The 21397-nt window shown below is 69.2% G+C and carries 22 protein-coding genes; 14 read left to right on the top strand and 8 right to left on the bottom strand.

Annotation, left to right across the window (positions count from 1 at the left end; translation table 11 throughout):
* Nucleotides 1–34 precede the first annotated feature (34 nt).
* Entirely contained in the window at nt 35–1147 is a 1113-nt protein-coding gene (locus B378_RS0108530; RefSeq protein WP_017343385.1) for an aldo/keto reductase, read from the bottom strand.
* Between the two features lie 84 nt (nt 1148–1231).
* Nucleotides 1232–1852 (bottom strand): class I SAM-dependent methyltransferase, encoded by a 621-nt coding sequence (locus tag B378_RS0108525; RefSeq protein ID WP_017343384.1) that lies wholly within the window; start codon nt 1850–1852, stop codon nt 1232–1234.
* Nucleotides 1853–2546: 694 nt separating this feature from the next.
* Between B378_RS0108525 and B378_RS0108520 the strand changes: the two genes are divergently transcribed.
* The 7 genes from B378_RS0108520 to B378_RS0108490 all read left to right on the top strand — a co-directional run bounded on the left by B378_RS0108520 (nt 2547) and on the right by B378_RS0108490 (nt 11378).
* The gene (locus B378_RS0108520; protein WP_017343383.1) at nt 2547–4172 is read left to right on the top strand and encodes a GMC family oxidoreductase; all 1626 of its coding nucleotides are present in this window, start codon (nt 2547–2549) and stop codon (nt 4170–4172) included.
* Nucleotides 4173–4340: 168 nt separating this feature from the next.
* Entirely contained in the window at nt 4341–5156 is an 816-nt protein-coding gene (gene dacZ, locus B378_RS0108515; protein ID WP_017343382.1) for a diadenylate cyclase DacZ, read from the top strand.
* A 3-nt stretch (nt 5157–5159) separates the two neighbouring features.
* Complete coding sequence (locus tag B378_RS0108510; protein ID WP_017343381.1) at nt 5160–5948, top strand: mechanosensitive ion channel family protein; 789 nt, start codon at nt 5160–5162, stop codon at nt 5946–5948.
* 104 nt (nt 5949–6052) lie between these two features.
* Nucleotides 6053–6718 carry a GNAT family N-acetyltransferase gene (locus B378_RS0108505; RefSeq protein ID WP_017343380.1) on the top strand — a complete coding sequence of 222 codons (666 nt, stop codon included), beginning with the start codon at nt 6053–6055 and terminating at the stop codon, nt 6716–6718.
* 79 nt (nt 6719–6797) lie between these two features.
* A complete protein-coding gene (locus B378_RS0108500; protein ID WP_017343379.1) occupies nt 6798–9257 on the top strand; it encodes a DEAD/DEAH box helicase in 2460 nt (819 codons plus the stop codon).
* Nucleotides 9258–9305: 48 nt separating this feature from the next.
* Entirely contained in the window at nt 9306–9752 is a 447-nt protein-coding gene (locus tag B378_RS0108495) for a phosphate-starvation-inducible PsiE family protein (protein ID WP_007344711.1), read from the top strand.
* Nucleotides 9753–9821: 69 nt separating this feature from the next.
* The gene (locus tag B378_RS0108490) at nt 9822–11378 is read left to right on the top strand and encodes a deoxyribodipyrimidine photo-lyase (RefSeq protein WP_017343378.1); all 1557 of its coding nucleotides are present in this window, start codon (nt 9822–9824) and stop codon (nt 11376–11378) included.
* A gap of 490 nt (nt 11379–11868) precedes the next feature.
* On the opposite strand, the gene mvaD is transcribed toward B378_RS0108490, so the two are convergent.
* From mvaD to B378_RS0108475, 3 genes are all read right to left on the bottom strand, one after another.
* Nucleotides 11869–12867 (bottom strand): phosphomevalonate decarboxylase MvaD, encoded by a 999-nt coding sequence (gene mvaD, locus B378_RS0108485; protein ID WP_017343377.1) that lies wholly within the window; start codon nt 12865–12867, stop codon nt 11869–11871.
* 73 nt (nt 12868–12940) lie between these two features.
* The gene (locus tag B378_RS0108480; protein ID WP_017343376.1) at nt 12941–13333 is read right to left on the bottom strand and encodes a PIN domain-containing protein; all 393 of its coding nucleotides are present in this window, start codon (nt 13331–13333) and stop codon (nt 12941–12943) included.
* Nucleotides 13330–13572 carry an antitoxin VapB family protein gene (locus tag B378_RS0108475; RefSeq protein WP_017343375.1) on the bottom strand — a complete coding sequence of 81 codons (243 nt, stop codon included), beginning with the start codon at nt 13570–13572 and terminating at the stop codon, nt 13330–13332. Before B378_RS0108475 ends, B378_RS0108480 begins: the two co-directional genes overlap by 4 nt.
* A 133-nt stretch (nt 13573–13705) precedes the next feature.
* Here B378_RS0108475 and B378_RS0108470 point away from each other — a divergent pair, with 133 nt between their 5' ends.
* The gene (locus B378_RS0108470; protein WP_017343374.1) at nt 13706–14047 is read left to right on the top strand and encodes a 2Fe-2S iron-sulfur cluster-binding protein; all 342 of its coding nucleotides are present in this window, start codon (nt 13706–13708) and stop codon (nt 14045–14047) included.
* A gap of 64 nt (nt 14048–14111) precedes the next feature.
* Here the strand turns inward: B378_RS0108470 and B378_RS0108465 are convergent, their stop codons facing one another.
* A complete protein-coding gene (locus tag B378_RS0108465) occupies nt 14112–14432 on the bottom strand; it encodes an ASCH domain-containing protein (RefSeq protein WP_017343373.1) in 321 nt (106 codons plus the stop codon).
* Between the two features lie 186 nt (nt 14433–14618).
* Between B378_RS0108465 and pyrB the strand changes: the two genes are divergently transcribed.
* From pyrB to B378_RS0108445, 3 genes are all read left to right on the top strand, one after another.
* Entirely contained in the window at nt 14619–15566 is a 948-nt protein-coding gene (gene pyrB, locus B378_RS0108460; protein WP_004595635.1) for an aspartate carbamoyltransferase, read from the top strand.
* A complete protein-coding gene (gene pyrI / locus B378_RS0108455) occupies nt 15563–16021 on the top strand; it encodes an aspartate carbamoyltransferase regulatory subunit (RefSeq protein WP_017343372.1) in 459 nt (152 codons plus the stop codon). Before pyrB ends, pyrI begins: the two co-directional genes overlap by 4 nt.
* A gap of 324 nt (nt 16022–16345) precedes the next feature.
* Nucleotides 16346–17206, top strand: a complete 861-nt coding sequence (locus B378_RS0108445) for a hypothetical protein (protein ID WP_017343370.1) — start codon at nt 16346–16348, stop codon at nt 17204–17206.
* A gap of 683 nt (nt 17207–17889) precedes the next feature.
* Here B378_RS0108445 and B378_RS0108440 read toward each other — a convergent pair.
* Nucleotides 17890–18633, bottom strand: coding sequence for a ThuA domain-containing protein (locus B378_RS0108440; protein ID WP_017343369.1), 744 nt, complete (start codon nt 18631–18633; stop codon nt 17890–17892).
* Nucleotides 18634–18732: 99 nt separating this feature from the next.
* On the opposite strand from B378_RS0108440, the gene B378_RS0108435 reads away from it, so the two are divergent.
* Nucleotides 18733–18948 carry a hypothetical protein gene (locus B378_RS0108435; protein WP_017343368.1) on the top strand — a complete coding sequence of 72 codons (216 nt, stop codon included), beginning with the start codon at nt 18733–18735 and terminating at the stop codon, nt 18946–18948.
* 15 nt (nt 18949–18963) lie between these two features.
* Here B378_RS0108435 and B378_RS0108430 read toward each other — a convergent pair whose 3' ends face one another.
* Nucleotides 18964–19350 (bottom strand): thioredoxin, encoded by a 387-nt coding sequence (locus B378_RS0108430; RefSeq protein WP_017343367.1) that lies wholly within the window; start codon nt 19348–19350, stop codon nt 18964–18966.
* Between the two features lie 545 nt (nt 19351–19895).
* On the opposite strand from B378_RS0108430, the gene B378_RS0108425 reads away from it, so the two are divergent.
* Both B378_RS0108425 and B378_RS15840 read left to right on the top strand, forming a co-directional pair.
* Nucleotides 19896–20813, top strand: coding sequence for a PLP-dependent cysteine synthase family protein (locus B378_RS0108425; RefSeq protein ID WP_017343366.1), 918 nt, complete (start codon nt 19896–19898; stop codon nt 20811–20813).
* Nucleotides 20810–21382, top strand: coding sequence for an MOSC domain-containing protein (locus tag B378_RS15840; protein WP_017343365.1), 573 nt, complete (start codon nt 20810–20812; stop codon nt 21380–21382). The genes B378_RS0108425 and B378_RS15840 overlap by 4 nt, the downstream gene beginning before the upstream one ends.
* The last annotated feature ends 15 nt before the right edge of the window (nt 21383–21397 follow it).

Below are 21397 nucleotides of genomic sequence, written 5' to 3'. Positions count from 1 at the left end.
GCCGACTCCGCGGCGTCCCGTCCGTCGCCCGTGTTCACTCGAAGACGGCGTCGAACGCCGACGCCCCGAGCGGGTCGAAGGTGCCGGCCGCAACGTTCTCGCGGACGTGGCCGGGGTCGGTCGTCCCGACGAGAGAGGAGGTGACGCCGGGGGCGCTCCGGGCGAAGTTGAGCGCGCGCTGGGCCGGCGTCTCCCCCGCGAGCGTCGCGTCGACGTCCGCCGGGATCGCGCCTTCGACGGCCAGATCCCCCTGCCCGATGCTCGCGCTCGTCACGACCGAGAGCCCGGCCTTGTGGGCGAATTCGAGGGCCGAGACTGGGCCGTCGGCGTCGGTGCCGGGCGGCGCGGGCTGGTTCCGCCGCGTGAACGCGTCTGCCATCGCGACGTTGAAGGGGAGCTGAATCGCCTCGAATCCGTGGTCGTCGTCGGGACCGACCGCCTCGCCGGCGGCCTCGGCACGGGCGAGCACTTCGGCGAGCGAGAGGTAGTCGTCGGCGTCCTCGGGGACACGGAACGCGCTCCACGACGCGACGCCGTACGCGCCGACGTCGCCTGCGGCCCGCCGGCGTTCGAGGGCCTCGAAGGCGGCTTCGAGCGCATCGTACACGTCCGCTCGCGAGCGGGCGGCGAGTTGGGTCTCGGGGTTGTGGACGTAGAAGCAGTCGACGGAGTCGAGGTCGAGCCGGTCGAGCGAGCGGTCCAGCGACCACTCCAGAAATTCCGGCGTCATCGCGTGCGCGCCGTTCGTGAGGTCGTCGGGGTCGACGATCTCGGGCTCGACGAACCGCTCGCGGACGTACGCGCTCGGGTCGTCCGGGCGCTCCCCGTCGAACGGGAGGAAGCCGCCCTTCGTCGCGACGACCACCGACTCGCGGTCGACGGGGGCGTCACGGAGCGCCTCGCCGACGACGCGCTCGGCGCGGCCGCACCGGTAGTTGGCCGCGGTGTCGACGTGGTTCACGCCCGACCGGAGCGCCAGTCCGATCGACTCGCGCGAGGCGTCGTCGACTTCGGGGGTCGGCTCGCCGAGGTACGTCCCGATCCCGACGCTGGAGACGACGCCCGGTCCGAAGCGACGGAAGTAGGTGCGCCCGAAGGCGTCGCCGAACCGGTTCCGGTACCCCCAGAGAGCCTCGCGAGTCGCCATGTGGTCGAGGTAGTCGGCTCGCGGGTAAAAGTCGCGCGGGAGATCGGGTCGCCGCGGTCCGTCCGCCTCTGTCGAGGGCGCCGGTCAGTCGGCCACGCGGAAGGTCCGCGTCGTGTCCCTGTCGCCGTGGACGACGTTGACCTCGACGAGGCCCAGCGAGGTGAATATCTCCCCCCAGTCGCGGTAGTACAGCGGCGTCTCGTCGTCGACGTAGTTCACGTCCGGGTCGGCCGACGCCGACCCGCGCGTCGGGTCCTCGATTTCGGCCGTGACGAGCACGTCGTCGGTGATCCGCGCGATCTCCGCGAAGGCCGACTCGACGTCCGGATGGAGGTGTTGGAGCGTCTCGACCGAGTACACCGCGTCGAACGCGCCGTCGTCGAACTCCTCCACGAGGTCCTCGATCGCGCCGCAGTAGAACGTGCCATGCGCGGCGAGTTCGGGGTAGGCGTCTCGCATCGTCTCGAACGCCTCGGCGTTGATGTCGATCCCCGAGAGGTCCTCGAACCCGTGGTCGGCGAGGTGTTCGAGGTGTCGGCCCGAGCCGCACCCCAGTTCGAGGACGGCGGCGTCGCGGTCGAGGTGTGCGTCGAGCGCCTCGCGGATCAGCTCGCTCGTCTCGTTCGGCCCGTAGTGCGCGTAGTACGCCGGTGAGTATTCGCCCGCCCGGTTCGTCCACGACTCTCGGACGGAATCTGGTTCCACGTCTGTCAACGCGGGCAGAGAGGGAAAACGTCGTCGGACGGCGTTCCGCCGGCGGTGCGCGGCGGTTCGCGTGTCGTCTCGTGTTTCGGTAGCACGGCTCTGCTGAAATCCTCTTCTTCAGACATATTCTCGTCTGTAACGTCTGGTCGCTGAAGCGTGCTTCTTGATCTATCGCGGGAGTTGGTGTCGTACGTCGCTCAGTGTGATGGCGTGGGTATTTATAAGCCAGATCGCGGTGTTGCTGTCGGCTATTTATAAGTGGTCGACGCTGCTGCGGTGAACGTCTTCAAAGCCCCAGTCGCGAGGCGGCCGCACGCTCGCTGCGCTCCTCACTCAGTCGCTATCGCTCCCTCGTTGCGGTGCTTACGTCGCCTGCGGCCGCCTCGCGACTGCCCCTTTGAGTCCCGCCCCGCACAGCACCGCAACCGCACCTCACGCCTCCCCAGCCTCGCGGTTCGCTCGGGGCTCCCTCCGGTCGCCCACGTCACCGGCTGCCATTTGTAAGCGTTCGTCGCCGTTGATCACGGCCATTTAAATACTGAATCGCGCCCGGCGATCTGCGATACTCACTCGCGCTATCGCTCGCCGCTACCCCTGTACTGAGCGATTAGGGTGCGAAAATATCAATTTCTGAGGATTTTAACAAAGCCGGTAGCACGGGTACACTTAATTGTCCGACCGTCCACGACTGTCCATGACAAGCACGGAATACGACTTCGTCGTGGTCGGCGCCGGGTCGGCGGGCTGCGTCCTCGCGAACCGACTCACCGCCGACCTGGAGACGAGCGTCCTGCTCTTGGAGGCGGGTACGCCCGACGACGACCGGAACATCTCGATTCCGGCGGCGTTCCCGGAGCTATTCAAGACCGACGCGGACTGGGAGTACTACACCGAGCCGCAGGACGGCTGCGCCGGCCGGGAGCTCTACTGGCCGCGCGGCAAGACGCTCGGGGGGTGTTCCTCGACCAACGCGATGATCTACGTTCGGGGCCACCCCTCGGACTACGACGGCTGGGCCGAGCTGGGCAACGACGGGTGGGCGTACGACTCGATGCTGGAGTACTTCAAGCGCGCGGAGACGTTCGAGCCGGGGGACTCGTCCTACCACGGGGACGAGGGGCCGCTCAACGTCACCGACCAGTCGTCGCCGCGGCCCGCCTCCGAGGCGTTCGTCCGCGCCGCGGCGCAGGCCGGGTACGACCGCAACGACGACTTCAACGGGGCCGAGCAGGCCGGCGTCGGGCTCTACCACGTCACGCAGAAGGACGGAAAACGCCACAGCGCGGCCGACGCGTACCTCAAGCCCGCGCTCGATCGGCCGAACCTCACCGCCGAGACCGGCGCGCAGGTGACCGAGGTCACCATCGAAGACGGTCGAGCGACGGGGGTGGAGTACAGTCAGGACGGCGAGATCCGGTCCGTCGACGCGACCGAGGAAGTCGTCCTCAGCGCCGGCGCGGTCAACTCCCCGCAGCTGCTCATGCTCTCGGGGATCGGCGACCCCGACCACCTCGCGGACCACGGCATCGACGTGGAGGCGGCCTCGCCCGGTGTCGGTCGGAACCTCCAGGACCACCTGTTCGCGTTCACCGTCTACGAGACGGACGACGACGTGAGCACGCTGGACGACGCCGGGAGCCTCCGGGACCTGTTCAACTGGTTCGTCTTCAAGCGCGGGAAGCTCACCTCCAACGTCGGCGAGGCCGGCGGCTTCGTTCGCACCGACGAGGGCGAGCCCCGGCCGGACCTCCAGTTCCACTTCGCGCCCTCCTACTTCATGGAACACGGGCTCGAGAACCCCGAGGAGGGGCGAGGGCTGTCGATCGGCGCGACGCAGCTCCGACCGGAGAGCCGCGGCCGCGTCAGGCTCAGTTCGGACGACCCGTTCGAGGCGCCCGCCATCGACCCGAACTACCTCGACGAGCGCGCGGACCTCGAAACCCTCGTCGAGGGCGTCAAGCGTGCCCGCGAGATCGCCGACCAGGACGCGCTTTCGGAGTATCTCGACCGCGAGCTGTGGCCCGGCGAGGACGTCGAGACCGACGAGGAGATCGCCCGACACGTCCGCGAGGAGTGTCACACCGTGTACCACCCCGTCGGGACGTGTAAGATGGGCGACGACGACGCGGCGGTCGTGGACGACGAGCTCCGCGTCCGCGGGGTCGAGGGGCTCCGCGTCGTCGACGCGAGCGTGATGCCCACGCTCGTCGGCGGGAACACGAACGCGCCGACGATAGCGATCGCCGAGCGGGCGGCGGACCTGATTCGAGAGGATCGGACGGCGGCCGCCGAGGGATCGGTCTCGGCCGCCGGCGACTGAGCCGGCTCGCTCCGTTTCGGTACTGATAGGCCGACCCAGCCGCTCTCCGTTCGGAACCGACGGACCTCGTCACGCACCCTCTAACGCGGGCCACGCGTCGATCCAGCCCGGGCGTCAGACGCCCGCACGACGCAACGACTATACGGACTCCGGGAGTCACGTGTGATAATGGCCTCGCTCACCGACCACCTGGCGGACCTCGTTGAGGACGTCGACGCCGCCCTGCTGTTCTCCCCGACGAGTTCCTTCTACGAGCGATTCGCGGACGCCGACGCCGAGGTCGAGGTCGTCGTCGTCGCGCCCGACAACGACGTCGACGCGGAGACGTTCGTCGAGCTCCCCCTCCCGTTCGACAACGTCAAAGACCGGATCCGGTTCGGTATCGAGGGCGCGATGGACGAGGGGCTCCTCGCCGAGGGCGACGAGGTCGCGTGCGTCGCCTCGGTGTTCGACGCCGGCTCGGACGCGGTGATCCGGGCGACCGTCGACGAGGGGGTCCACACCGGTATCTACGACCTGTTCGCCAACTCGCGGGCGGAGCCGAGCGTGATCCGCGACGTGTTCGAGGTCGCGATCGAGCTCGGACAGAAGGGGCAGAAGGGGAAGCCGGTGGGCGCGCTGTTCGTCGTCGGCGACGCGGGGAAGGTGATGAACAAGTCGCGGCCGCTCAGCTACAACCCCTTCGAGAAGAGCCACGTCCACGTCGGCGACCCGATCGTGAACGTCATGCTCAAGGAGTTCTCGCGGCTCGACGGCGCCTTCGTCGTCTCCGACTCCGGGAAGATCGTCTCGGCGTACCGCTACCTCGAACCCGCCGCCGAGGGGGTCGACATCCCGAAGGGGCTCGGCGCGCGTCACATGTCCGGCGCGGCGATCACCCGCGACACGAACTCGACCGCCATCGTCCTCTCCGAGTCCGACGGGCTCGTCCGGGCGTTCAAGGCCGGGGAACTCGTCTTGGAGATCGATCCGGAGGAGTACTGACCCATGTCCGCGGCTCAGATCTCCGTTCCCGAGTTCCTCCTGAACGTCCCGTATCGGATCTGGCTGGCGCTCGGCGTCCTCCTGTTGGGACTCGTGTTAGCGTACCTCACCGGCGTGATCAACCGTCGGCTGCTCCGGCGCGCCGGCGTCCCCGAGGTGATCGAGGGGACCGCCTTCGAGCGGACGGCCCGCGAGTTCGACACCTCCACGGTGCGAATCTTGGCCAAGCTGTCGAGCTACTTCATCCTCGCCGTCACCGTCATCGTCGCGCTCACCGTCGCGGACGTGAACTACCTCGAACAGTTCTGGTCGGGCGTCGCCGCGTTCCTCCCGCGGCTGTTCGTCGCCGTGGTCGTGTTCATCGTCGGAATCGTCGTCGGCGACAAGGCCGAACTGCTCGTCGCCGAGCGCCTCCGGGGGATCAAGCTCCCCGAACTCGGCGTGCTCCCGACGCTCGTGAAGTACAGCGTCGTGTACGTCGCGACGCTCATCGCGCTCGGCCAGGTCGGCGTCCAGACGCTCGCGCTCATCGTGCTGCTCGCGGCGTACGCGTTCGCGCTCGTGCTGTTCGCCGCGCTCGCGACGAAGGACTTGGTCGCCTCGGCCGCGGCCGGCGTCTTCTTGCTTCTCCGGCAGCCGTACGGCATCGGCGACGAGGTGCGGGTCGCCGGCGAGCGCGGCGTCGTTCAGGAGGTCGACCTCTTCGTCACCCACATCGAGACGGACGGCGAGGAACACGTCGTCCCGAACCACGCGGTGTTCCGCGAAGGGATCGTGCTGATCCGGGATTAGCCCCCGATCCGACCACGTTGCGGCAGGCGCCGACTCCGTTACCGATTCTCACGCTGTGAAAGTCGTTGTCACCCTATAACACGACCCGACGCCAACGTCGAGACATGACCCCCGATACCGCGAGCGCCGCTTGCGACGGCTGGGACGGGAGCGAGTGCGAGGGGACGCCGCACTGCCCGCCGCGGTGTCCGCGCTTCGTCGACAAGGAGGGCGCGCGCTGGACGATCCGGCCCGCGACCGACGCGGACGAGCCGTTCCTCGCAGAGATGTACGAGCGGTTCGACCGCGCAGACCGCGCGCAGGGGCTCCCGCCGGTGAGCCGGCGCCGGCGCGTCGACTGGATCCGATCCATGCTGTCGGAGGGGAACAACGTCGTCGCCGAGCGGAACGGCGAACTGTTCGGCCACGCGATGTACACCCCGACCGACGCCGACACCCCCGAACTCGCCGTCTTCGTCCACCCGGACGCGCAGGACCGCGGCGTCGGGACGGAGCTGTGCCGTCACGTGATCGCCAACGCCGCCGCGGCCGGCCGCGAGGGGATCGAACTCCACGTCGAGACCGGGAACCGGCCCGCGCGGAGCGTCTACCGGACGGTCGGCTTCGAAGTCGTCGAGCGGCGCGGCGACCTCCGGATGCGCCTCGACCTCGACGATCCGATCGCGACCGAGGTCCGCTGGCCGCCGCTCGCCCGCGAGGGCCCCGCGGAGCCGGCGGTCGACCTCTCGCCCGGCGACGGCGGGGGCTCGCGCTCGCCCGCGGACGACTGAGCGCCGTCGGTCGGTCGCCCGCATTCGACTCCTCGCCACCGCAACCGTTAGGCCCCGCCGACCCCAGGGTCCCGTAACCGTGGACGACGCCATCGAGTGGCTGCGGGACCGCCCCTTCTACGAGGGACAGATCGCCGACCACCGGCGGCTCCCGGCGCGCGAGCCCGAGTTCGCCGACGTCGACCTCGAATCGCGGCTCGCCGACGCTCTCGCGGAGCGCGGGATCGATCGGCTCTACCGCCATCAGGCCGACGCGATCGAGGCGGTCCGCGACGGCGACGACGCCGTGCTCGCGACCGAGACGGCGAGCGGCAAGTCGCTCGCGTACACCGTCCCCGCGTTCGAGGCGGCGATGGATCACGGCGGACGGACGCTGTACATCGGGCCGCAGAACGCGCTGATCGCCGACCAAGAGGAGTCGCTGTCGGGGTTGGCCGGCGACCTCGGCTTCGGCAGCCGGGTCTCCGTCGACTCCTACACCGGGCGGCTGTCGCAGTCGGAGAAGCGGGACGTGCGCGACCGCCGGCCGACCGTCCTCCTCTCGAACCCGGACATGCTCCACTACGCGCTGCTGCCGTACGCGGGGCGCCTCTGGGACTGGTTCTTCTCCTCGCTGGAGTACGTCGTGATCGACGAGGTCCACAGCTACCGCGGCGTGTTCGGCTCGCAGGTCGCCCTGACGCTTCGACGGCTCGCGCGGACCTGCGAGCGGTTCGGCTCCGCCCCGCAGTTCGTCTGCTGTTCGGCGACGATCAACAACCCCGTCGACCACGTCGCGACAGTCACCGGCCGCGACCCCGACGGGATCGCCCTCGTCGACGAGGACACGTCGGGTCGGGGGCCGCGCGACTGGGTGCTGTGGAACCCGCCGGAGTACGACGACGACTGGCAGGAGCGCGGCAGCGGCCGTCGCAAGTCGAGCCACACGGAGAGCAAGCGGCTCTTCGTCGACCTCGTCACGGCGGGCCAGCAGACGCTCGCGTTCACCCGCGCCCGCCAGACCGCCGAGCAGTACGCGACTGACAGCGCGAGCGACCTCCGCGAGCGGGGTGAGCGCGACCTCGCCGGAAAGGTGGGGGCCTACCAGGCCGCGCTCACTGACGACCGGCGCCGCGAGATCGAGGCCGACCTCCACGCCGGCGACCTGCGCGGCGTCTGGTCGACGAGCGCCCTCGAACTCGGCGTCGACGTGGGCGGGCTCGACGCGGTGGTGCTTGACGGCTACCCCGGAACCCGGATGTCGGCCCACCAGCGCGCCGGCCGTGCGGGCCGCGGCGACGACCCGGCCCTGGTCGTGATGGTCGGCGGCGAGGACCAGCTCGACCAGTACCTGATGCGCAACCCGAGCGACTTCTTCGACGCGCCGCCCGAGGACGCCATCTGCGACCCGGAGAACGGCCAGCTCATGCCCGGCCACGTCGCCTGCGCGGCCGACGAGAACTGGCTCTCGCCCGAGGACGAGCGCTTCTTCGGCGACTCCTTCCCGGGCGTCGTGGCGGACCTCACCGACGAGGGCGTGCTGAACCGGCGGGAGGCGGCCGCGGGCACGCGGTGGGTTCACGCGGGCGGCTCCAGTCCGCAGCAGTCCGTGAACCTGCGCACCGCCGAGGAGCGCGAGATCTCGCTGATCGAGCGGTCGAGCGGCGAGACGGTCGCGACGCTCGGCTTCGCCGACGCGCTCCGCGACGCCCACCCCGGCGCCATCTACCACCAGCAGGGCCGCACCTACGAGGTGGTCGAGCTGGACCTCGACCGCGACGTCGCCGAGCTCCAGCAGTCGTGGGCGGACTACTACACGCAGGTGCGCTCCGACAAGGACATCGTCGTGAACGAGGACCTCGACGAGCGCGCGCTCTCGGCGCGCGAAGACGTCCCCGTCCGCTTCGCGGACGTTACGGTGACCGAGCGGATCACGGGGTTCGTGCGGAAGGACGCCGCCACCGGGGAGTCGCTGGGCGAGTCGACGCTCGACCTCCCCGAGACGACGCTGCGCACGAAGTCGCTGTACTTCCCCGTCCCGGGGGACATCGAACGCGAGATGCGGCGCCTCGGCGACGTGGTCGACGGCGACGGCTCGGGTGACCCCGAGGTCAGCGCCGACGGCGGCGAGCCGCCGAATGGCGAGTCGGCCGTTGACGACACCGCCGACGACGGGGAACCGATCCCGGGCGGCGAGTACGCGTTCAACGGCGGCATCCACGCGGCCGAACACGGGATCATCTCGCTGTTCCCGTTCCACCTGCTGTGCGACCGCGCCGACGTCGGCGGCATCTCGACGCCGCACCACCCGCACACCGAGGGGCCGGCGGTGTTCGTCTACGACGGCTACCCCGGCGGCGTCGGACTCACCCGCCGCGGCCACCGGCGGATCGAGGAGCTGATGACGCGGACGGCGCGGCTCATCGACACCTGCGACTGCGAGGGCGGCTGCCCCGCCTGCGTCCAGTCGCCGCACTGCGGCAACGGGAACGACCCCTTGGCGAAGGCGCCCGCCGTCCGCCTGCTCGAATCGCTGACCGGGGCCGAAGCGGGCCCCTGACTGGGTCCACCCAAAGCCCCTTGCTGCCGGGCGCCGAGAGATCCGACGATGGAGTTCGACCTCGACGACGCCGCGGATCCCGCGGCCCGGGCGATGGAGTGGCTCGTCCTCGGCGCGGCGTACTTCCTCCTCCTGCTCTTTCTCATCGGCGTGTTCGACCTGTTCGTCTCGCTGTACCGCCTCCTCGTCGCCGGTAACTTCACCGATCCGGCCGAGGTGGTCGAGCTGCTCGACAGCGTCCTCCTCCTCCTGATCATCGTCGAGGTCCACCGAACGCTCGTGGCGTACGCGCGCGGCAAGCCCGTCCTCCGGATCGTCGTGAGCGCCGCGATCATCGCCGTCTCCCGACGTGTGATCAGCTTCCGGCTGGAGGACTACGGCGGGGGCAACGAGGCGCTGCTCGCGGCCGCGGCGCTCGGCGTGTTGATCCTCACGCTCACGCTCGGGTACTTCATGCTGGACCGCGTGAACGTTCCGGGGCGGCTGGAGCTCTGACCGGAACACCGAGCCGCGCTCGACCTGCGATCCCGGTGGTTTCACAGTGGACGCGCACGTGTCGATCCCATGGAGCTGTTCTGGCACCGACGGGACCTCAGAGTCGCCGACAACGTCGGGCTCGCGGCCGCGACGGTGGCCGGAGACGACGCGGACCGCGGCCCCGCCGCGCCCGTCTTCGTCTTCGATCCGGACGTCCTCGACCACGCGAGCGACGTGCGGGTGCGCCGCCTGCTCGACGGGCTGGCCGCGCTCCGCGACGACTACCGCGAGCGCGGGAGCGACCTGCTCGTCGCGCGCGGCGACCCCGAGTCGGTCCTCCCCCGGCTCGCGGACGCGCTCGACGCCGAGCGCGTCGTCTGGAACCGCGACTACTCCGGACTCGCCCGCGAGCGAGACGCCGCCGTCAGGCGCGCGCTCGACGCGGTCGACGTGGCGCGCGAGGCGCACCACGACGCGGTCCTCCACGACCCCGACGCGATCCGGACGAACGCCGGCGACCCGTACTCCGTCTACAGCTACTACTGGAAGAAGTGGACCGACCGCGCGAAGGACGACCCGGCGCCGGTGCCGGCCGGCGAGGACCTCGTCGACGACGACGGGCTCGCGGACGCGGTCGACGCGGTCGACTGGGGCGACGCGTCGGACGCGGTCGCCGACGGCGGGGACGCCGACGCCGGAAGCGTCACCGCCGACGCCGGTCCGAACGGCCTCGCAGTCGGCGACCTCCCGACGCCCGCAGACCTCGGTTTCGCGGAGCCTGATGCGGAGATCGGGTCTGCGGGTACCGCGGCCGCCCGCGAGCGCCTCGACGAGTTCCTCGACGAGGCGGTGTTCGCCTACGAGGCCGAGCGCGACTACCCGGCGAAGGGGGCGACCTCCCGGCTCTCGGCGTTCCTGAAGTACGGCGAGATCGGCGTCCGGGAGGCGTACGCCGCGACCGAGGAGGCGATGGCGGAGGCCGAGTCGGACGCGCGGCCCGACGACGCCCCCGAGCAGGTCGAGGAGTACCAACAGCAGCTGGCGTGGCGGGAGTTCTACGCGCAGGTGCTCTTCCACAATCCCGAGGTCGTGACGTCGAACTTCAAGGAGTACGAGGCGGGGATCGAGTGGCGCGACGACCCCGAGGAGATCGCGGCGTGGAAGCGCGGCGAGACGGGGTACCCCATCGTCGACGCGGGGATGCGCCAGCTGCGTCAGGAGGCGTTCATGCACAACCGCGTGCGGATGATCGTCGCCTCCTTCCTCACGAAGGACCTCCTCGCCGACTGGCGCCACGGCTACGACCACTTCCGAGAGAAGTTGGCGGACCACGACACCGCCAACGACAACGGCGGGTGGCAGTGGGCGGCCTCGACCGGGACCGACGCGCAGCCGTACTTCCGCATCTTCAACCCGATGACACAGGGCGAGCGGTACGACCCCGACGCGGAGTATATAAAAGAACACGTGCCGGAGCTGCGCGGACTCGACGCCGACCTCATCCACGAGTGGCACGAGCTGTCGCCCACACAGCGCGCGAACGCCGCGCCGGAGTACCCTGCGCCGATCGTCGACCACTCGGAGCGGCGGGAGGCGGCGCTGGCGATGTACAAGCGAGCGCGCGGCGAAGATCCGGAGGAATAAGCGGGTGACGATGGATTCAGAGTCGCTGTGACGGCGACCACCGCCAAAGCCCCAGCCGTTCGCTTATAAACAGTTGGTCCCGGATCGACGGAGAACACCATCAAAGCCCCAGCCGTTCGCTTATAAACAGTTGATCCCGAATCAACGGAGAACACCATCAAAGCCCCAGCCGTGAGGCGGCCGCACGCTCGCTGTCGCCCGAAAATCTCCGATTTTCGGGATGACGAGACGCCTCCGGCGTCTCGAACCACGCGCTTCAGTCGCTCGCTTCGCTCGCTCCCTCCAGTGCTTACGTCGCCTGCGGCCGCCTCACGGCTGCCCCTTTGAGTCCCACCCCGAACCGCACCGCAGCCTCAAGCCTCCCCAGCCTCGTTGACCGCCCTCCGCGTTGCTCCGGGCGGTCGACTCCCTCGCACGCGCTCCTCGCGGCCTATCGGCCGCTCGCAGGCGCGCGCCACCGCACGGCGGTTCTTATTTAAAAAGGCGTTATTTAAAACAGCGCCTCGCTCTCGTCAAGGACGCGCGCCGGGCCGCCGACCTCCCAGACGTCGGCGTCGATGCCGATCTCGGCGATCCGGCTCTCCACCTCGTCGACGTGGTCGGCGAGCGTGTTCACGTACACCGAGGCGCCTGTGTCCGTCGAGAAGTAGACGGGGACGCCCTCCTCCCGGAGCTCGCGGACCGCGTTGAACACCGCGATCGTCTCGGGCTGCCAGTACACCCACCCCGCGGGGCCGGTCATCGTCGTCGCCGTCAGGGAGAGGGAGTCGTGCTCGGCCGTCTCGAAGATCCGGTCGAACTCGCCCGCGCGGAGCGCGTCGGTCATCTCGACCAGCTGGTCCTGGACGTGCGCGGTCCGCGCCTGCATCATGTGGCTCGCGGCGGCCTCGCGGTGCGCCTCCTCGGTCTCTTTATAAGCGGGGACGTGGGCGGCGACGATCCGGAGGTCCTCCTCGGGGTCGAAGCCGTCCTCGCTCACGCCGGTGTCGAGGCGGTAGGAGCGGCAGTCCTCGTCGTTGAGGCCGGCGTCGAGCCGCGAGTACGCGCCCGTGACGGCGCGGGCCGCGGAGGAGGAGCCGCGGCGGGCGACGGTGGAGACCTCCGGGAGCGACATGTCGAGCCCCGCGGCCTCGACGAGGGCGAGCGCCGCGGCCGCGAACCCGGACGAGGAGGAGCCGAAGCCGATGTTCGACGGGAAGGAGTTCTCGCTCTCTAACCGCACCGCGGCGTCGACGCCCGCCAGCTCGCGGACGTGGTCGACGACCATGTCGATGCGCTCGGCGGCACGCCCGTCGACCGCCTCGCCGCCGATGACGTAGGTGTCCTCGCTCGCGTCGGGCTGCCACTCGACGGTGGTCGTCGTCGCGGTCGGGGCGGTACAGAGGCTGATGCTGTCGTGGTACGGGAGCCGCAGTTCCTCGTCGCGCATCCCGTGGTACTTGACGAGCCCCTGGATCGGGTGGGCTCGCGCGGTGGCCTTGCCGGTCATACCTCGGGAAGCGTCCGGCGGGGGATTAGTCGTTGCGATAGGTGGGAGGAAAACGAGGCCAGCTGGCCGGCGCTCAGTACGTCTCCACGTCGAGGCCGTCGATACGCTCGAAGTGGTCGCGGTTTCGAGTCACGACCGGTTCGTCGTTCAAAAGTGCCGTCGCCCCGATGATACAGTCCTCTCTGTCTATCTCTCGCCCTTGGGCGCGAAGCGAGCCGGAAATCTTCCCGGCCTTTCTCATCACGGTCTCATCGGCGACGACCGCGTGGCGCGTGTCGAGTACGTCGAGAATCGCCTGTCGGCGGTCTTCAGGAGCGTTCAACTGTGGGACCGCCTCGTACAGTTCGAGTACCGTCATCGAGGAGATCTTCTCGGGCCGATTCTCGCGCTCGATGAGATCGAGGTATCGGATCGCGTCCTGATCGTCGTGTAGGACATCGATAATGAACGTCGTGTCCTCGATCATTCGACGTCCTGTACATCTGCGTCGATCTGTTCGCGCCGGTCGCGAGAGCGAGACCGCCCCTCCTCGACGAGGGATTCGAGTTCCTCGCCCTCCTCTTCGGAGAGAATTCCTGCGACTTCCGTCCACGATCGCTCACCAGCGATCCGTTTGACCACGTCGGAAAACGACTCACCCTCCCGCTTGTGCGATTTGAGCCGCTCGTAGGCCTCCTCGTCGAGCGAGATCGTTTTCGTCGACATCACAGTACACAGTTACGTGTGTATATTTATAAATCTCAGCGACGATTTCCGCTCGTTTCGTTCTCTTCCGTCCCCGCGACAACGACGCGATCGAGGGGAACCCTTTTTGACCGGTCGGCGGGTACTCGGCGCCATGACCGAGTACACCGTCGAGTTCGTCGGCACCGGCGAGACGATCGAGGTGGCCGACACGGAGACGATCCTCAGCTCCTGCTTCGACGAGGGGATCGCCCAGGAGTACTCCTGCCGCGTCGGGATGTGTCTCGCCTGCTCCGCGGAGATCGTCGAGGGCGAGGTGACTCAGCCGGCGGCCCGCGGTCTCACCGACGAGGAAGCCGAGGAGTACGCGCTCACCTGTATGGCGCGCCCGCAGTCCGACCTGAAGCTCGACCGCGGGAAGTACCCGCCGAGCATCGAGGACGACGCGGCGACCGCCGCGGGCGAGGGCGACGGCGCGGCCGCGGACGACGACTGAGTCGGCTCGCGTTCCCCGCTCGCGCGCCTCGTTCTCCCCGCTCCGCTATTCGTCGCTCAGTTCGCTATTCGTCGATCCGCTCGAAGCGGTGTCGGACCACGTCGGCGTCGTCGTCCCAGTCGAAGTTGCCGCCGTGCGCGCGGACCATTCGCTCCTTGTACGCCTCTAAGGAGGGCGACCCCTCGCGCTTCGCGTCCTCGTCGGTCATGTCGCCGAGCGTGCGCTCGGTGACCTCGGTCAGTTCGAAGGCGACGCCGTCGACCTCGAACGTGTCACCCTCCTCGCCGTAGCGGTTCCCGCGGTGGAGCTGCGTCACCTCGCCGTCGAGGGCGGCTTGCTTCACGCGGTCGTTCGGGAGCAGGTCGGCCGGGTCGTTGTCGGACATAGTCGGACCTTTGGCCCGGATCGGTTTATAAGCGCGGACGGGTGTCGGCGGCCACCGAGCGTGCGAACTATCACCGCGTTCTGCGAATCTCGAAACTGTCGGTCATAGGGATCCACACGGACGTGAACACCCGCGCTGCGCCCCGAGCCGAGGGATTCAAGATACTGCCGAATCCCATCTCAGACGATGCGACAGGACCACCTCATCACCGCGACCCAGCTCTCGCGGGATGACATCGAGGCCGTGCTCGACCGGGCCCGAGCGGTCGCCGACGACCCCGCCGCCTACGCGGACCGGCACGCCGGGCGCGTGCTCGCGCTGTGCTTCTTCGAGCCCAGCACGCGCACCCGGATGAGCTTCGACAGCGCGGCCAAGCGCCTCGGGATGAACACCATCGACATGGGCGACGTCGACTCCTCGTCCGTCTCGAAGGGGGAGTCGCTGTCCGACACCGTCCGCGTCATCGAGGGGTACGCCGACGCCCTCGTCCTGCGCCACCCCAGCGAGGGCGCCGCGACGCTCGCCGGCGAGCGCGTCGACGTCCCGGTCGTCAACGCGGGCGACGGCGCCGGGCAACACCCCTCCCAGACGCTGCTCGACCTCCACACGATCCGCGAGGACCATGGGCTCGACGACCTCACCATCGGGATCATGGGAGACCTGAAGTACGGGCGGACGGTCCACTCGCTGGCGGCCGCGCTGACGGAGTTCGACGCCAACCAGCACTTCATCAGCCCCGAGTCGCTGCGGCTCCCCCGCTCCGTGCGCTTCGACCTCCACGAGACGGGCGCGCAGATCCGCGAACACGAGGAGCTCGACCCGGTCCTCGACGAGCTCGACGTGCTGTACGTCACCCGGATCCAGAAGGAGCGGTTCCCCGACGAGAACGAGTACCACCGCGTCGCCGGCGAGTACCGGATCGACGCCGAGACGCTCGACGCCGCCGCCGACGACCTCACCGTGATGCACCCGCTCCCGCGCGTCGACGAAATCGCGCCCGACGTCGACGAGACCGAGCACGCGCGCTACTTCGAGCAGGCGCACAACGGGATCCCGGTGCGGATGGCGCTGCTCGACACCCTCTTGGAGAACGCGAATCCGGACGGCGACGAGGGGACGGAGGTGGACCGATGAGCGACCACGAGCTGCGCGTCTCGAAGATCCGCGACGGCACCGTCATCGACCACGTCGAGGCCGGGCAGGCGCTGAACGTCCTCGCAATCCTCGGCATCGACGGCTCCGAGGGGTTCGGCGTCTCAGTCGGGATGAACGTCCCCTCCGACCGGCTCGGCCGCAAGGACATCGTGAAGGTCGAAGACCGGGAGCTGTCGCAGTCGGAGGTCGACGTGCTCTCGCTCATCGCGCCCGAGGCGACGATCAACATCGTCCGCGACTTCGAGGTCGTCGAGAAGAACCGCGTCACCCGCCCCGACGGCGTAACGGGCGTGCTCTCCTGTCCGAACCGCAACTGTATCACCAACGCCGACGAGCCAATCGAGACCCGATTCGACGTCGTGGCCGACGGCGTCCGCTGCGACTACTGCTCGACGATCCTCCGGGCGGACATCGCCGACCACATCGACGTTTGAAGCGTCGGCTCGCGTTCGGTGTGGGATACCCTCGCGAGTCTCCCTCCGGTAGATTTTAGCGCCCGCCGCCCGACGCGTCTAGTATGAGCAAGAAAGCCAAGCTCGTCCTCGTGCTGTCGCTCGTCGCGCTCGCGTACTTCCTCTTCGCCGGCGACAAGCAGCCCGTCGAAGTCGAGTAACGCCGCGCAGCCGCGTTCGCGCCCTCCGCGAAGGGAATCGCGCGTCGAACCGAATCGCACGAGACCCGCATCGCGCGTCGACCGCGCCTGCGGCCGATCGCTGCGATACCGTCCGTTTTTACCGACCAGTCCCGTATCCGGCCCCATGTACGGGGTCGTCACGCGCAACGCCGACGAGGTCGCGATGGAGCCGTTCGACCTCGGCTTCTACGAGGTGAAAGACGTCACGGGGCGGTCCGCCGAGCCGCTGCCGAACGCCGTGAACATGGTGTCGTGTTTCGGCGACAACGCGGCCGCGAGCGAGGACGACGACCTCGTTCCCGTCGACGAGCGCGGCGAGCCGGCGACTCGCGACCGCGAGTACTTCGACTGGGCGTACATCTGCCCGACGCACCCGGAGTACCGCGAGGGCTTACTGGAGATTATCGCGGACTGCGCGGCCGAGAACGACGACGTCCGCCTCGACGACGTCGGGTTCCCCCGTGAGGGGTTCTGTCACTGCGACCGCTGCGAGCGCCTGTTCGCCGAGAGCGACCGCGACGACTTCGCCGACTGGCGCGCGGACATCATCACCGAGTTCGTGGCCGAGGCGGCCGAGCTTGTCCCCGGACGGCTCCTGCTCACGTTATACCCCGACCCGTATCCGGACCACCTCTACGAGCGCGCCGGGCTCGACATCGACCGGCTCGCCGAGCACGTCGACGAGTTCGTCGTCCCGCTGTACGACACGGAGTACAGCACGACCTACTGGCTGGAGACCATCGCTCGCGGGTTCCGCTCGCGGCTCGGCGGCGACTACGACCTCCACGGTGCGCCGCCGGAGACGCCGTTCTCGCTGGAGCTGTACGCGGTCGAGGTCGACGTCGACGACCTGATCCACGCGACCGAGGTGGCCGAGACGTACGCGAAGGACGTGTTCTTCGGCTACGACGCGAACAACGCGGCCGCCGCGCTCCGCCGGAAGGACGCCGACTCGCGCGACGGCGAGGTCCACCGGCCGGACTGACGGGACGCGTCGGCCGTTCGCTCGCGGTCTCGTGAACGAGGGTTTATCAGTGGCCGCGGTCGAGACACACGTGACCGGCCGCCGGCGTGCGACACAACCGGTCGTCTCGCGTTCGCGTGAGGCGGCCGCCTTTCAACGTCCGCGCCGTAGCGGCGGTCGCTCTACACTGCTGAGCCGCCGGCTCGTCGGTTTCTTCAAGCAGTCGGAATCAGTCCAGCGACAGCGATACGATATTTAAAACGGAGTAAGTGGCGGAGACAGTTGCTTATAAATGGGGCGGTGGCGCGTGCCTCCGAACGCCCGCAGGGCGTGAGGAGCACGCGCGAGGGAGTCAGTCGCCGGAGCGAAGCGGAGGCGACTGACGAGGCTGGGGAGGCGTGAGGCGCGATGCCGTGCGGTGCGGGGCGGGACTCAAAGGGGCAGCCGTGAGGCCGCAGTAGGCGACGTAAGCACCGCAGCGAGCGGAGCGAGCGAGGAGCGCAACGAGCGTACTGCGGCCTCACGGCTGGGGCTTTGGAGGTGGTCGCCGCCGATCCGTAGTGAGCTATTTATAAGTAAGCGGCTGGGGCTTTGGAGGTGGTCGCCGCCGATCTCCGGTCAATCATTTATAAACTGATGTCAGGGGCGTCGGAGGGTTTCACCGGAATTCCGTGGTCAGATACCCCGCACACCGCTAACTCCAATCAGTGAACCGTCCGGTCGTCGCTCGCGTCGATCTCCTCGATCGGGTCGGCGTTGCCGAATTCGGGTTCGGGCCCGTCGCCCGGCTCCGCCCAGTCGACCGCGTTCCGGAGGACCTGCCGCACGTCCTCGTCGTAGTAGATCGGGTACGTCTCGTGGCCCGGGCGGAAGTAGAACACCTTCCCGTTCCCGCGGCGGTAACAGCAGCCGGAGCGGAACGTCTCGCCGCCCTCGAACCAGGAGGTGAAGACGAGGGTGTCGGGCGCGGGGATGTCGAACCGCTCGCCGTACATCTCGGTCTCGTCCAGCTCGATCCGCTCGCCGATCCCGTCCGCGATCGGGTGGCTCGGCTCGATCGTCCACAGGCGCTCGCGCTCGGCGGCCTCGCGCCACTTCAGCGAGCAGCTGGTTCCCATCAATCGCTTAAAAATCTTCGAGTAGTGCGCGGAGTGGAGGACGATGAGGCCGGTGCCGTCGAGGACGCGCTCGTGGACCCGGTCGACGACTTCGTCGCGGACCTCGTCGTGGGCGGCGTGGCCCCACCAGACGAGCACGTCGGTGTCGTCGAGGACTTCCTCAGTGAGCCCGTGCTCCGGCCCCTCGTCGAGCGTCGCGGTGCGGACCTCGTGGCCGCCCTCCTCCAGCGCGTCGGCGACGACGGCGTGGATCCCGTCGGGGTAGACGTCGGCGACGACGTCGCTCTCGCGCTCGTGTCGGTACTCGTTCCAGACCGTGACACGTGCCATACGTCGCGTGGACGCCGGACCGACTTGAGCGATCGGTCACGGCTCCGCCCGCGACGCGCGGACCCGAAGGCACTTGCCTCGCGCGGGAGACGGCCGCCCATGGCAGGTCCCCGACAGCTGTACCGCCGGCTCGACGACTGGGCGCGCGGGCTCTCTCGGCTCAGATACGCCCTCCTCACCGGCGTGATAGTGACGGCGTCGGTCCTCGCGGTCGGCGTCCTTCTCGACACGACCACGACGGTTCAGGCGGTCACGATGGGCGTTACGATGACCGTACTCTACTACGCGTTCGACGTGAACGCGAGCGACGACTGAGCGGCGGCAGTCGATTCAGGCGGTCGCTTCGACGTCCGCGAGCTGATCGGCCAGGTACTCCGCGATGGAGACGGCTTCCTCCTCGACGAACCGCGCGAGCTCCTCGCCGTCCGCAGTCTCGACGACGACAGTCGGGATCAGTTCGATCCCGTACGCCTCGACTAATTCGCCCTCCTTCCCCTCCGGCCCCTTCGTCACCGGGTACGCCTCGATCCGGTCGTCCGGGACGCCGGCGGCCGCGAGCGCGGCGCCGAACTCGGGGAGCTGGCGCTGGCAGTCGCCGCACCAGTCGCCGCCCCACACTTTAAATACGTAGTCGTCGGCTCCGAGCGCCGCGAGGACCGAGTCGTCGAACGCGTCCGCGTCGACGTCGGCGGCGGGCGCGAGGGTTTCGAGCGTCATGGGGCTGCGTAGGTCGTCGAGGCACCTAAACGGCGCGTCGGTGGCAAGACGAGGTTCCGGTCGGTCGCGATAGGAACGCCCCCGAAGGCCCAGACGCTCGGCCGTACGGTGCTGGCGCTTATAAATAGCCGATCGAGACAAACACCACCGAAGCCCCAGCCGCGAGGCGAACACACGCTCGGGGCGGTCCTCGCTCGTTCGCTCCGCTCACTCGCTGCGGTCCTGCCTTCGCCTGCGTTCGCCTCGCGGCTGCCCCTTCGAGTCCCGCCCCGCACCGCACAGCACCACAGCCTCACACCTCCCCAGCCTCGTCAGCCGGCCTCCGCTTCGCTCCGGCCGGCTGACTCCCTCGCACGCGCTCCTCGTGGCCGCCGAGGGCGGCCACTCGGAGGCGCGCGCCACCGCGTCTGCCTCGGATTTCACCCATTATTTATAAGCGAACTCGATCGCGAGGCGATATTTTATAAACGGATTCCGCCACAGCGGTCGACATCGATTGCCGGAGTCCGCGGGGCCTTTGAGTCGCGACCGCCTCCGTTCGGGTAATGGACGACGACATCCTGTCGACGCTCGGCTCGCCGCTGGTGCGGGTCGACGCGCCCACGGGGACGACGGTGGCGGCGAAGGTTGAGTCGCGCAACCCGGGCGGCTCGGCGAAGGACCGCCCCGCGCTGTACATGGTCGAGGCCGCGGAGGAGGCGGGCGAGATCGAGCCGGGTGACCGCATCGTCGAGCCGACCTCCGGCAACACCGGGATCGGCCTCGCGATGGTCGGCGCGACGCGCGGCTACGACGTCACGCTGGTCATCCCGGAGGGGAAGTCGATCGAGCGCCGCCGCCTGATGAAGGCGTACGGCGCGACCGTCGAGCTCGTCGACGGCGACATCTCGGACGCGAAGGAGCGAGCGGACGAACTCGAAGAAGACCCGAACACCGTCCAGCTTCGCCAGTTCGAGAACCCCGCGAACCCGCGCGCCCACTACGAGACGACGGGGCCCGAGATCCTCGATCAGGTCGGTGACCGCACCGTCGACGCCCTCGTGGCCGGCGTCGGCACCGGCGGCACGCTCTCCGGGATCGGCCGCAGCCTGCGCGAGGCGTTCCCGGACGTCCGGATCGACGCGGTCGAGCCCGCCGACAACGCCGTCCTCTCGGGCGGCGAGCCCAGCGTCGACGACTTCCAGGGGATGGGACCGGGGTTCGTCGCGCCGAACCTCGACGTCGACCTGATCGACGAGATCCACACCGTCGAGCTCGACGCCGCCGAGGCCGAGTGCCGCCGCCTCGCCCGCGAGGAGGGGATCTTAGTCGGTCAGTCGTCCGGCGCCTCGAACCTCGCCGCGAAGGACGTCGCGGCGGAACTCCGCGAGAGCGGCGAGTTCGCCGGCGAGGAACCGCTCGTTGTCACCGTCTTCTGGGACAGCGGCGAGCGCTACCTGACCGCGGGCACCTTCGACGAGTGACCGCGGAGTCGACCGGACCAAGCGGCGCGGTCGACGCGCTCGTCACGGCGCCCGAGAGCGGCGCCCCGCCCGTCCGCCGCGACGCGGTCGAGATCCGCCCCGACGGCGTCGAAGGCGACCGCTACCGCAGCGGCGACGGCCACTTCCAGCTCGACGCCTGCGCGGTCACCCTCGTCGCGGCGGAGGCGGTCGCCGCCGTCCGCGAGGAGACCGGCATCGACGTGCGCGACGGCCGTCACCGCCGGAACGTCGTTGTCGATGGGTTCGGCGCCGAGATGGACGCGCTCCTCGACGCGACCGTCGCGGTCGGCGACGCCCTCCTGCGACCGACCCGGCGTCGGCCCCCCTGCGCGCACGTCGAGGAACTCGCCGGCGAGGACGGGCTCGCGTCGGCGCTCCGCAACCGCGGCGGCCTCTGCTGTGACGTGGTTGAGCCGGGCCGCGTCGCCGTCGGCGACCCGGTGACGGTGCGCGAGGCCGACCCGCGGACCGCCGGCGCGGCGATCGCGGAGCGGTTGTCGGAGCGGGAGCAAACCGCAGAGGCGGAGCGAACCGCGGACCGAAAGTGAACACCCCGACCGATC

It is taken from the genome of Halorubrum sp. T3, from assembly GCF_000296615.1.
GTDB lineage: Archaea > Halobacteriota > Halobacteria > Halobacteriales > Haloferacaceae > Halorubrum > Halorubrum ruber.
The sequence above is the reverse complement of the archived record's forward strand: the minus strand, read 5'-3'. Positions and strand labels throughout refer to the sequence as shown.